This window comes from Nocardia uniformis NBRC 13702 (assembly GCF_001613345.1).
GTDB classification, from domain to species: Bacteria; Actinomycetota; Actinomycetes; order Mycobacteriales; family Mycobacteriaceae; genus Nocardia; species Nocardia uniformis.
In genome coordinates, this window is record NZ_BDCE01000020.1 from 28,542 (window position 1) to 42,702 (window position 14,161).

Consider the following 14,161-nt stretch of genomic DNA (forward strand, 5'->3'; position numbering starts at 1 on the left):
ACGGGTTGGCCACGAAACGGTCCGCGCTCAGATCCGCGCGGCCGAAGTAGCCGCGCGCCAGCTGCGCACCGGCCAGGTACAGCTCACCCGAGACGCCATCCGGCACCGGGTGCAGGCGGCCGTCGAGGACGTAGACCTGGCTGTTCCATTCCGGCACACCGATGGAGACCGAGCCCTGATCGGCGTCGGTGACCCGGTGCGTGTGATGGACACCGCCGCCTCGGTCGGGCCGTACAGGTTGAACAACGCCGCGTCCTGGTTCGCAGCACGGAAGCGCTGCGCAACCGAAGCCGGAAGCGCCTCACCGATGGCGAGCACTCGACGCAGCGAACCGGCCAGCGCCCCACCGGATTCGGTGAGCAGCGCGTCCAGCATGGACGGAACCACATGCAGCGTGGTGACGGACTCGCGAGCCATGAGCTCGTTCAGGTACGCCGGATCGCGATGGCCATCGGGCGCGGCGATCACCAGGCGGCCACCGGAAACGGCGGCCGACCAGAACTCCCACACCGACAGGTCGAAGGTCGCGGCGGTCTTCAACAGCACCGCGTCATCGGCACCGAGACCGAATTCGGCGGTCTTCCACTGCAACTGGTTGGCGATCGCGGCGTGCGGCAGCGCCACACCCTTGGGCCGACCGGTCGAACCGGAGGTGAAGATGACATACGCGGTATTGGTCGGGCGCAGCGGAGCGATCCGCTCGTCGTCGCTGACCGCGGTCGCGTCGATACCGGACAGCACCAGCGCGTTCAGCGAGACCAGCGGCGCGCTGTCGGTGCTGAATTCCGCTGCGGCATTGGTGAGTACGCAGACCGGAGCGGCGGTCTCCAGGATGTACGCGGTGCGCTCGGCGGGCTGATCCGGATCGACCGGTACGTACGCGCCACCCGCGACGGATACCGCGTACATGGCGACCACGAGGTCCACCGAGCGCCGCAGCGCGAGCGCGACCCGGGCCTCCGGGCCGACACCCATCGAGATCAGGTGCCGGGCCAGGCGATTCACGCGCTGGCCGAGTTCGGCGTAGGTGAGCACCTCGCCGTCCGGTCCGATGAGCGCTACCGCGGTCGGCTTGGCCGCCACGGCCGCGTCCAGCATCGACACCAGCGTCGCGGCCGAATCCGTCGCGTGCGCGGTCGCATTGCGGGCGTCCACCAGTTCGGCCTGCTCGGCCGGAGCCAGCAGTTCGATATCGCCGACGGCGGTGCCGGGCGCGGCAATGATCTCGCCGAGCAGTCGCACGAACCGGTCCACGAAGCCCTGCACCGTGTCGTGGTCGAACATATCGGTGGCGTAGGTGAAGAAGCCTGAAACGCCTTCCGGCACACCGGCTTCGTCGTAGCGGTCGGTGGCGATCAGGTGCAGATCGAACTGCGACAGCTCGGTGTCGATATCCAGACCCGACACCGCCAGGCCGGGCAGTTCCAGGCTGGACTGGGCCAGGTTCTGGAAGGACAGACCCACCTGGAACAGCGGATGCCGCGCGGTCGAGCGCACCGGGTTGAGCACCTCGACGAGGCGTTCGAACGGTACGTCGGCATGGGCGAAAGCCTGGATATCGGTCTCGCGCTGACGATTCAGCAGTGCGGTGAACGGTTCACCCGTGTCGACCTCGGTGCGGAACACCAGCGTGTTGACGAACATGCCGATGAGGTCGTCGAGGACGGCCTCACCGCGACCGGCCATGGGGGTGCCGATGGCGATGTCATCGGTTCCGGACAGCCGTGCCAGCAGTACGGCCAGTGCGGTGTGCACGACCATGAACAGCGTCGCACCCTCGGAGCGGGCCAAATCGATGAGCGCGCGATGCGTTTCGGCATCGAGGTGCATCTCGACCTTGCCACCGTGGAACGACTGCACCGCCGGGCGCGGTCGATCCGAGGGCAGATCCAGCTGGTCGGGCAGTCCGGCGAGGGCCTGCTTCCAGTACTCGACCTGCTTGGCCGCGAGGGATTCCGCGTCGTCCTCGCTACCGAGCAGATCCCGCTGCCAGATGCTGTAGTCCGCGTACTGCACCGCCAGCGGCGACCACGCGGGCTCATAGCCCATCGAACGCGACGCGTAGGCGGTCATGAGGTCGCGGGTCAGCGGACCGACCGAGGATCCGTCACCGGAGATGTGGTGGATCACCAGCGCGAGAACGTATTCGCCCTCGGCGGGGGCGACGCGCCCGGAGGAGGCAGCCTGCGTAACCACGGAGGGTGCCGCGTACGCCGTATCGACACCGGCGATCTCGAACAGCGCCACTCGCACCGGCACCTGGGTGGTGACGTCGAACATGGTGGAGGTCAGTTCCACCACGGCGGCGGCCACGTCCTCGAGCTCGACGCTGCGGACCTCGAGCTCGGGCACCGCCTGCGCGGGCGGCAGGATCACCTGGACCGGACCGCTGTCGGTCTGCGGGTAGATGGTGCGCAGAATCTCGTGCCGGGCAACGACATCCGCGACGGCCGAGCGCAGCGCGTCGATATCCAGCTGGCCGGACAGCCGCACCGCGACGGGCACGTTGTAGGCCGCCGACGAGGTATCGAAGCGGTTGAGGAACCACATGCGCTGCTGCGCCAGCGACAGCGGAATGTGCTCCGGTCGCCGCTGTGCGACGAGCGCCTTGCGGTCGCCCGCATCCGCGCTCTGCTCCACGCGCGCCGCCAGGGCCGCTACGGTGGATGCCTCGAACATCAGGCGCACGGGCACCCGGGTGTTCAGCGCCTCACCGAGGCGCGCCGCGACCTGGGTGGCGAGCAATGAGTTGCCGCCCCAGGCGAAGAAGTCGTCGTCCAGGCCGATGCGGCCGGTGCCCTCCACGCGCAGGACGTCGGCGAAGACGCCCGCCACGATCTGCTCGATCGGGGTGACGGGTGCGCGGAAGACCGCCTTCTCGAAGGTGGGTTCCGGCAGCGCCTTGCGATCGAGCTTGCCATTGGCATTGAGCGGCAGCACATCGAGCTGCACGAACAGCGACGGCACCATGTAGGACGGCAGTTCGGCGGCCAGCGCGGCTTGCAGCGCCCGCTTGTCGAGTTCGCCGCTACCTGCCACGTAGGCGACAAGTCGGTCACCGACGCTCGGATCCTTGTGCGCCACAACGGCGGCCGAGGTGATGGTGTCCTGGCGCAGCAGTGCGGCCTCGATATCACCGAGTTCGATGCGGAAGCCGCGGATCTTCACCTGGAAGTCGGTGCGACCCCGGTATTCCAGCTCCCCGTCGGCATTCCATGCCACCAGGTCGCCGGTGCGGTACATGCGAGACCCATTGCCGTCGAACGGGTTCGCCACGAACCGGTCGGCGGTGAGGTCGGCGCGACCGAAGTAGCCACGGGCCAGCTGATCACCGGCGAGGTAGAGCTCACCGGAGACGCCGACCGGCACCGGCCGCAACCGTGCGTCCAGCACGAAGACCCGGCTGTTCCATTCGGGCGCACCGATGGAAACCGAGACCGTATCGGCCTCGGTCACCCGGTGGCTGGTGATGGATACCGCGGCCTCGGTCGGGCCGTACAGGTTGAACAGCTCGGTGCGGGTCCGTTCGCGGCGCATGCGCTGGGCGAGCGGTCCGGGCAGCGCCTCACCGATGGCGAGCACCCGCCACAGCGAATCCGGCAACCCGGCGGTGAGCAGGGCATCGAGCATGGACGGCACCACATGCAGCGTGGTGACCCATTCCCGAGCCATGAGCTCGTTCAGGTACACCGGGTCCTTGTGCCCATCGGGCAGCGCGATAACCAGGCGACCACCGCAGGCGGCGGCGGACCAGAATTCCCAGACCGAGAGGTCGAAGGTGGCGGCGGTCTTGAGCAGTACCGCATCGGCCGGGTCGAGCCCGAATTCGGTGTTCTTCCACAGCAACTGGTTGACGACCGCTCCGTGCGACACGGCCACACCCTTGGGGCGGCCGGTCGAACCGGAGGTGAAGATGACGTACGCGGTATTCGCGGCGGTCAGCTCGCGTACCCGCTCGGTCGCCGTGATCGCCGTGTCCGAGTAGCCGGACAGGTCGACCTCGTCGATCCGCACGGTATCGGTCACATCGGTGCTGAAACCGTCCCGGCCGGTGGTGAGTACGCAGGCCGGAGCGGCGGTTTCGAGAATGTAGCCGGTGCGCTCGGCAGGCTGGTCCGGATCGATCGGCACATATGCCGCACCGGTCTTGGTGACCGCGTACATGGCGACGACCAGATCCACCGAGCGGCGGATGGCCAGGGCGACCCGGTCTTCGGTCCCGATACCGCGGTCGATGAGGTGGCGCGCCAGCTGGTTGACCCGGGCATCGAGTTCACCGTAGGTCAGTGTGACGCTGCCGTCGACGGTGTCGGCGACAATCGCGTCGGACCTCGGATCGGCGGCCACGGTGGCGTCGAGCAGCGAGACCAGGGTGGCGTCGGAATCGATCGGGTGCGCGGTCGTGTTCCACGCCTTCAGGATTCGTTCGCTCTCGGACTCATCGAGGAGGTCGATCTCGCCGACCGGCTTGGCCGTATCGGCGAGCACCGCGTCGAGGACCCGCACGAACCGGTCGGCGAAGGCACCGATGGTGCTCTCGTCGAACAGGTCGGTGGCGTATCCGAATTCGGTGAGAATCTCGGCCGGGGTGCCGTCTTCGGCGTAGCGGTCGTAGAGCGTCACGTGCAGGTCGGTCTTGGCCAGCTGCGATTCGAACTGCACCGCCGCGACATGCAGGCCGGGCAGCTGGAAGGCGGTTTCGGCGAGGTTCTGGAAGGACAGGCCGACCTGGAACAGCGGGTTGCGGGCATTGGACCGCACCGGGTTCAGCACCTCGACGAGCCGCTCGAACGGCACATCGGCATTGGCGAAGGCTTCCAGGTCGCGTTCGCGGACCTCGGCCAGCAGGTCGGCGAAGGAAGCACCCGCGTTCACCTTGGTGCGGAACACCAGGGTGTTGACGAACATGCCGATGAGGTCGTCGAGTTCACGTTCGCCACGTCCCGCGATGGGGGTGCCGACCGCGATGTCATCGGTACCGGACAGACGCGACAGCAGCACCGCGAGGGCGGCGTGCACGACCATGAACAGCGACGCGTTATTGGCGCGCGCCAGTTCGTGCAGGCGGGCGTGCCGCTCCGGATCGATATCGAAGCGCAGCGCCTTGCCGTGGAACGACTGCGCGGGCGGACGCGGCCGGTCGGTGGGCAATTCCAGCTGGTCGGGCAGATTCGCGAGGGTCCGGGTCCAGTACGAGACCTGCTGGGCGGACAGCGATTCAGCGTCGCCCTCGGAGCCGAGGACCTCGCGCTGCCACAGCGCGTAGTCGGCGTACTGCACCGGCAGCGGAGCCCACTGCGGGGCCTCGCCCTCGACGCGTGCCATGTACGCCGCCATCACGTCGCGGGCGAGGGGACCCATGGAGGAGCCGTCGGCGGAGACGTGGTGCACGGTGAAGGCCAGTACATGCTGTTCGGCAGCACTGTCGGTGATCCGGAACAGCCGCACCGCGATCGGCACCTCGACGGTGACATCGAAGGTGGTCATGGCGAATTCGACGATCTTGCCGAGCAGGCCCTCCTCGCGCACGCCCTCGGGGACGAGCATGAGATCGGTCTGCGAGGCGGGCAGGATGACCTGCCGCGGACCGTCGTTCGAACCCGGGTAGATGGTGCGCAGCACCTCGTGGCGGGCAATGACGTCGCCGATCGCCTCTTCCAGCGCGGTGAGGTCGAGGTCGCCGGTGAGCCGCACCGCCAGTGGAATGTTGTCCACCGCGGAGGTACTGGTGTCGAACTGGTTGAGGAACCAGTAGCGCTGCTGAGCCGGGGACAGCGGAATCTCCTGTGGCCGTTCACCCGCGACGAGGCGCGGACGGGTGCGGCCGGATCCGGCATTGCGTTCCACGCGGGCGGCCAGGGCCGCGACGGTGGAGGCTTCGAACAGATCGCGCACGGCCAGCTGGATGTCCAGGGCCGCGCCGAGGCGGGCGGTGACCTGGGTGGCGATGAGCGAGTTGCCGCCGAGTTCGAAGAAGTCGTCGTCGACGCCCACCCGGCCGACGCCCAGCACGTCGGAGAAGGTGTTCGCGACGATTTCCTCGATCGGCGTGGACGGGGCCCGGAATACCTTGGCCTCGAATACCGGAGCCGGGAGCGCCTTGCGGTCGAGCTTTCCGGAGGCATTGAGCGGGAAGGCATCCAGGACCACGTAGGCGGCCGGAACCATATAGCCGGGCAGCGCTTCGGCGAGGGCGGCACGGACCTCGTCGGTATCCACGCTGCGACCCGCGGCGGGGATGACATAGCCGACGAGCTGATCGCCGAGGCGGTCATCGGAGCGAACCACCACGACGGACTGGGCAATGGAATCCAGTGCGGTGAGCGCGGATTCGATTTCGCCGAGCTCGATACGCAGGCCGCGCAGCTTCACCTGGAAGTCGGTACGACCCAGGTATTCCAGTTCACCGCCCGCGGTCCACTTGACGAGGTCACCGGTGCGGTACATGCGCTGGCCGGTGCCGTACGGATCGGCGACGAACCGGTCCGCGGTCAGCTCCGGGCGGCCGACATAGCCGCGCGCGAGCTGCGCACCGGCGAGGTAGAGCTCACCCGCGATACCCGGTGCGACCGGGTGCAGACGCGAATCCAACACGTAGACGCGGGTATTGAAGACCGGCGCACCGATCGGCACCGTCACGGTGTCGGCGTCGACGACCTCGTGGAAGGTGACGTCGACAGCGGCTTCGGTCGGTCCGTACAGGTTGTGGACCCGCGCACCGGTCAGGGCGCGCAGTTGCTGCGCGGTCGGCGCGGGCAGCGCCTCACCGGAGGAGAAGACCTGTCGCAGGCTGGTGCATTCGGCGGCACGGTCCTCGGCGGCGTCAGGCACGGAGGAGGCAGCTTGCGTAACCACGGAGTGCCCCGCGGCCGCCGTATTCAATGCAGCGACGAAGACCGACATCATCGAGGGGACGAAGTGCGCGGTGGTGACACCGTGTGCCGTGATGAGCTCGGCCAGGTAGGCCGGGTCGCGATGGCCATCCGGCTTGGCGATGACCAGGCTCGCGCCGATCTGCAAGGGCCAGAAGAATTCCCACACCGAGACGTCGAAAGTGGCGGGGGTCTTCTGCAGGACGACATCGTCGCCGGTGAGGCGGTAGGCGGCCTGCATCCAGACGAGGCGGTTGACAATGGCCTCGTGGCTGACCGCCACACCCTTCGGGCGTCCGGTGGAACCGGACGTGAAGATGACATACGCGGTATTGGAAGGCTGTAGCGGTGCACGACGTTCCGCGTCGGTGACCGGCGCGTCGCTGTAGCCCGACACATCCAGGGTGTCGATCTCCAACGCGGTGAAGTCACCGGCGTCGAAGCCGTCCCGTGTGGTGGTGAGCACGCACACCGGCTGTGCGGTGTCGAGCACGTAGTGACTGCGCTCGGCCGGGTGATCCGGGTCGAGCGGCACGTACGCGCCACCGGCCACGGTTACGGCGTACATTCCGATAACCAGGTCGAGGGAGCGCCGCATACCAAGGGCGACAAGCGAATCCGGTCCCACACCCTGTTCGATGAGGTGACGGGACAGGCGGTTCACCCGGGCGTCGAACTCCCCGTAGGACAGATTCATGTCCTCGAAGACCAGGGCTGTCGCATCGGCGCTGTTCCTGGCCTGCGCCTGGTACATCGACACCAGGGTCGCGGTCGGATCCGCCTCGGCGGTGGTGGCATTCCAGGAGTCGAGCACCAGCGCCCGCTCGGACTCGTCGAGCAGGTCGATATCGCCGACGAAGGCGGTCGGTTCCGCGACCACCGCGCTCAGCATCCGAACCAGTCGATCCGCGAAGGCGGCGACCGTCTCGGCATCGAACATATCGGTGGCGTAGGCGAATTCGCCGCTCATACCCTCGGCCGCACCATCGGAGCCGATGCGCTCGGTGAGGTTGAGGTGCAGGTCGAACTTGGCGGTCACCACGTCCAGGGGTACGCCCGCGACTTCCAGACCCTGTAGCGAGAAGCTGGCCTCACCGGTGTTCTGGAACGACAGCATGACCTGGAACAGCGGATGCCGAGCCTGCGAGCGCGGCGGATTGAGAATCTCCACCAGTCGCTCGAACGGCAGATCGGCGTGTCCGAAGGCGGCCAGGTCGCCATCCTTGGTGCGGGCGAGCAGTTCGGTGAACTTCTCCCCCGTCTCGATGGCTGTGCGCAACACCAGGGTGTTGACGAACATGCCGATGGCGTCATCGAGGGCGGCTTCACCACGGCCCGCGACGGCGGTGCCGATGGCAATGTCCTCGGAGCCGGACAGGCGCGACAGCAGGGCCGCGAAGGCCGCGTGCACGACCATGAAGAGGCTCGCGCCGTGTTCGCGAGACAGCCGGTTCATGCCGCCCAGGAGTTCGGCGTCGATGGTGAACTCGTGTACGCCACCGGCATTGGAGGCCACGGCGGGACGCGGACGATCCGACGGCAGATCCAGCTGATCCGGCAGCCCGGCGAGGGCATCGGACCAGTAGGCGACCTGCTGGGAGATGAGCGAGTCGGCGTCGTCCTCGGAGCCGAGCACACCGCGCTGCCAGAGCGCGAAGTCGGCGTACTGCACCGGCAGCGGAGCCCAGGCCGGGGCCGCGCCATTGGCGCGGGCGGCGTAGGCGACCATGACGTCGCGCGCCAGCGGCTGCACCGACCAGCCGTCACCGGAGATGTGGTGCACCACGAAAACCAGGACGTGCGTGGGCTGTTCGGCATCGACAATGCGGATCAGCTTGGCGCGCACCGGCACATCGGAGGTGACGTCGAAACCGGTCAGCACCAGCTCGCGGATAGTGTCGGCAATCTCGGCCTCGCTGATCTCGACCGGCCCCATATCCGGAATCCGGTGTCCGACAGGCAGGATCACCTGCACGCCGCGACCGAGATCATTGGTCGGGTAGTAGGTGCGCAGCACCTCGTGCCGGTCCACCACATCGCCGACGGCGTCGAGCAGGGCAACCACGTCCAGGTCGCCGGAGAGCCGGACGGCCATCGGAATGTTATTGACCGAGGACTGGGCGTCGAAGCGGTTGAGGAACCACATGCGCTGCTGCGCCAGCGACAGCGGAATCTCGCTCGGACGCTCACCCGCCACCAGGGCCGGGCGGCTACCGGTGCGGGTCTCGCCCGCCAGGCGCGTGGCCAGGGCAGCCACGGTCGGGGCCTCGAACAGCACGCGCACCGGCACCCGGGTATCGAGGGCGGCGCCGAGGCGCGCGGTGACCTGGGTGGCGATAAGCGAATTGCCACCGAGTTCGAAGAAGTCGTCGTCGACGCCGATGACCTGGTCGGTGCCGAGTACCTCGGCGAAGACGGCCGCGACGGTCTCCTCGACCGGGGTCGAGGGGGCGCGGAACTCGCGGACCTCGAACTCGGGTTCCGGCAGTGCCTTGCGATCGAGTTTGCCATTGGCGTTGAGCGGCAGGGCATCCAGTGCCACCATGGCGGCCGGAACCATGTAGGACGGCAGCAGACCGGACAGATGCGTCCGCAGCGCGTCGACGTCGATCTCCGCGCCGGACGGCACCGCATAGCCGACGAGGCGATCACCGGTATGAGCGTCCGAGCGCATGACGACAACCGCCTGGGCAACGGATTCGTGTGCGGTCAGGGCGGATTCGATCTCGCCGAGCTCGATACGCAGACCGCGCAGCTTCACCTGGAAGTCGGTGCGGCCGAGGTAGACGAGCTGCCCCGCGTCGGGCCCACCCGTCCATTTCACCAGGTCACCGGTACGGTACATGCGCTCACCGGTGCCGAACGGGTTGGCCACGAAGCGATCCGAGGTCAGATCGGCGCGGCCGACATACCCGCGCGCCACCTGTGCGCCCGCCAGGTACAGCTCACCCGCGACGCCCGGAGCGACCGGGTGCAGCCGCGAATCCAGTACGTAGGTCTGGGCATTCCAGACCGGTGCACCGATCGGCACCGCACCCGAGACATCATCGGCGGCCGCCGCGTAGGTTGCGTGAACGGTGAATTCGGTGGGGCCGTACAGGTTGTGCAGTTCGGCGGCGCTGATGCGGCGGAAGGCGGCGACGGCGTCGGAGGTGAAGGCCTCACCGGCAATGAGCAGGGTGCGCAGCGAGGTGAGGGCGGCCGGGTCGGCGCTGCCCGCGAAGACGGTCAGCATGGACGGCACGAACGAGGTCATGGTGACCCGCTCGGCGGCGATCACCTCGGCCAGGTACTGCGGATCGCGATGCCCGTCCGGGGTGGCGATGACCATGCGGCCACCGGTCGCCAAGGGGCCGAACAGTTCCCATACCGAGACGTCGAAGGTGGCGGGGGTCTTGAACAGCACCACGTCGTCGGCGCCGAGGCCGTATTCGCTGGTGATCCAGCGGATCTGGTTGACCGCCGCCGCATGCGGCACCGCGACGCCCTTGGGGCGGCCGGTGGAGCCGGACGTGAAGATGACGTAGGCGGTATTGGTCGGCCGGATCGGCTGTGCCCGTTCGGCATCGGTGATCGGCGTGGCCTGGTAACCGTCGAGATCGAGGGCGTCGATGGCCACGGTTTCGCGGCTGGTCTCGAACCCGTCGCGGCCGGTGGTCAGCACCACCGCCGGTTGCGCGACCTCGAGGACGTAGTCGAGCCGGTCGGCGGGCTGGTCGAGATCCAGTGGCACATACGCGCCTCCGGCCTCGAGAACCGCGTACATGGCGACGACCAGGTCGGTGGAGCGGCGGATAGCCAGGGCTACCAGGGATTCCGGGCCGACGCCCTCGGCAACCAGGTGCCGCGCCAGGCGGTGTACCCGCGCCGAGAACTCGGCGTAGGACAACTCTTCCCGGGCAGACGCCCCCCCGACGAGAGCGGGGGTAGCCGGAGTGCGCTCAGCCTGCGCCCGGAACAGTGACACCAGCGTCTCGGCGGCACCATCCGGCATTCCGGCGGTCACATCGACTGCGGTGTTGTTCCACTCGCGCAGCACCAGCTGGCGTTCATCGGCGGCGAGCAGGTCGATATCACCGACGGCCCGCTTCGGGTCGGCGGTAATCGCCCGCAGCAGCAGCGCGAACCGCTCGCCGAACTCCGCCATGGTGTCGGCGTCGAACAGATCGGTGGCGTAGATCAGTTCGGCTGCCAGGCCGGACGGTGCGGTCGCGCCACTACCGGAGGCGGTCGCGCCATTGCCGGAGGCGTGCGCCACGGCGCTCTCCTCGGACAGCACCAGCTGCAGATCGAACTTGGCCGTATCGATGGGCAGCTCGACGCCACTGGCGGTCAGGCCGGGCAGTTCCAGTTCGGCCGGTCCGGTGTTCTGGAACGACAGCATGACCTGGAACAACGGGTGCCGGGCCTGCGAGCGCGCCGGGTTGAGAATCTCCACCAGGCGTTCGAACGGCAGATCGGCATGGCCGAAAGCCTGGATATCGGTGGCGCGCACCGATTCCAGCAGGTCCGCGAAGGATGCTTCGCCATCGATCGGGGTCCGCAGCACCAGGGTGTTGACGAACATGCCGATGAGATCGTCGAGGGCGCGTTCGCCACGGCCCGCGACGGGCGTACCGATGGCGATGTCCTCTTCACCGGACAGCCGCGCGAGCAGTACCGCCAGGGCGGCGTGCGCGACCATGAACAGTGTCGCCCCATTGGCGCGGGCCAGTTCGATCAGTCGCGCATGGGTTTCGGCGTCGATCCGGAAGGTATGGGTCGCGCCGCGGCCGGTGGCGACGGCGGGTCGCGGCCGGTCGGCGGGCAGGTCCAGCTGTTCGGGCAGACCGCGCAGCGACTGTCCCCAGTACGAGATCTGCTGGGAGATAATCGAATTGGGGTCGTCCTCGCGGCCGAGCACCTCACGCTGCCACAGCGCGAAGTCGGCGTACTGGACTTCCAGTGGCTGCCAGGCGGGTTCGCCGCCGTCGACGCGAGCGCTGTAGGCGGTCATGACATCCCGGGTGAGCGGCAGCATGGAGACGCCGTCGCCGGAGATGTGGTGGATCACCAGGGCGAGCACGTGTTCGGTCGGTGTGATCTCGAACAGGCGGGCCCGGAACGGCACCTCGGTGGTGACGTCGAAGCCGCGCAGCACCAGATCCGATAGCGCCTGCGGCAGTTCGGCCTCGGTGACATCGAACGGGGTCAGGTCGGGGATGACCTGACCGGTGGGCACGATCTGCTGGTATGCGGTGCCGTCTACTTCGGGGTAGCGGGTGTGCAGCGATTCGTGTCGCGCGAGCACATCGGCGACGGCGATTTGCAGCGCCTGGCGATCCAGCAGACCCGACAGGCGAACCGCGGCCGGAATATTGTCCACGGCCGATTCGGGATCGAACCGGTTGAGGAACCACATGCGCTGCTGTGCCAGCGACAGCGGCACCCGCTCGGGGCGCGGCTGCGGGGCGAGCGCCTTGCGCGCGCCCGCACCGGAATGGCTTTCGGCCCGCGCGGCCAGTGCGGCGACGCCGGAGGCCTCGAAGATCTCGCGCACCCCCAGCTGGGTGTCGAGTGCGACGGACAGCCGCGCCGCCACCTGGGTGGCGCTGAGCGAGTTGCCGCCGAGGGCGAAGAAGTCGTCGTCCAGGCCGACTCGGTCTAGGCCGAGTACGTCGCCGAAGACTCCGGCCACGATCTGTTCGACCGGGGTGGTCGGGGCACGGAAGACCGCCGCCTCGAAGACCGGTGCGGGCAGCGCCTTACGGTCCAGCTTGCCGGAGGCATTGAGCGGGAATTCGTCGAGGACCATGAGCACCGACGGCACCATGTACGAAGGCAGCTGGTCGCTGAGTTCCGCACGGACGGCGTCGATATCGACGGTCCGGCCCGGTGCGGCGACGACATAGCCGACGAGCTGATCACCGGTGTGTTGATCGGCGCGCACCACGACCACCGACTGGGCGACCGAATCCAGTGCGGTGAGCGCGGATTCGATTTCCCCGAGCTCGATACGCAGACCGCGCAGTTTGACCTGGAAGTCGGTGCGGCCGAGGTATTCCAGTTCACCGTCGGCGGTCCACACCACGAGGTCGCCGGTGCGGTACATCCGCTCGCCGGCGGCGAACGGGCTGGCCACGAAACGATCCGCGGTCAGGTCCGGGCGGGCCACGTATCCGGTGGCGAGCTGGTCGCCCGCGAGGTAGAGCTCACCCGCGACACCGACCGGAACCGGCCGCAGGCGCGAATCCAGAACGTAGAGCTGAGTATTGAAGACCGGGCGGCCGATCGGCACCGTATCGGTATCGGCCTTCACGACCTCGTGATAGGTGACGTCGACGGCGGCTTCGGTGGGGCCGTACAGGTTGTGCAGCTGCGCACCGGTCAGCTCGCGCAGCCGGTGCGCGGGCTTGGGCGAGAGGGCCTCACCGGAGGCGAAGACCTGTCGCAGGCTGGTGGCCTGGGCGGCGGCGGATTCCGCGACGAACACCGCGAGCATGGACGGCACGAAGTGGGTGACCGTGACACCTTCGCGGGCAATGAGTTCCGCGAGATAGGCCGGGTCACGATGGCCGTCGGGTTTGGCGACGACCAGGTGCGCGCCGACCTGGAGTGGCCAGAAGAATTCCCACACCGAGACGTCGAACGTGGCCGGGGTCTTCTGCAGGACAACGTCTTTGCCGGTAAGGTTGTAGGCGTCCTGCATCCACACCAGACGGTTGACGATCGCGCCGTGCGGGACCGCGACACCCTTGGGGCGACCGGTCGAGCCCGACGTGAAGATCACGTAGGCGGTATTGGTGGGCCGCAGCGGCACCAGACGTTCGGCGTCGGTGACCGGATCACCCGAGTAGCTGGTCAGGTCGAGCAGGTCGATGCGCACCTGCGCGGTATCGATCGCCAGGTCCTCGCCGGAGGTCAGCACGGTGACCGGGTCGGCGGTGTCGAGAATGTACTCGGTGCGCTCGGCCGGGTGATCCGGATCCAGCGGCACGTACGCGCCACCGGCCACGGTGACGGCGTACATACCGACGACCAGGTCGATGGAGCGGCGCATACCCAGCGCCACATAGGTTTCCGAGCCGACACCGCGTTCGATGAGCCAGCGCGCCAGGCGGTGCACCTGTTCGCCGAACTCGGCATACGACAGACTTGTCCCCTCGAAGCTGACCGCGGTCGAATTCGGCGTCCGCGCGGCCTGCGCCTCGAACAGCGCGACCAGCGTCGCGGCGGCCTCACCGGAGCGCGTCCGCACGATATCGCCTGCCGCGGCGGCGATCTCGGGCGCGCCCGGATTCGACACCATG

1 pseudogene is annotated in these 14,161 nt (G+C 68.1%); it reads right to left on the bottom strand.

From position 1 onward, the window contains the following. Window positions 1–103: 103 nt before the first annotated feature. Window positions 104–14,160, bottom strand: a pseudogene (locus NU1_RS44130) (non-ribosomal peptide synthase/polyketide synthase); the annotation flags it as partial. Window position 14,161: the final 1 nt, after the last annotated feature.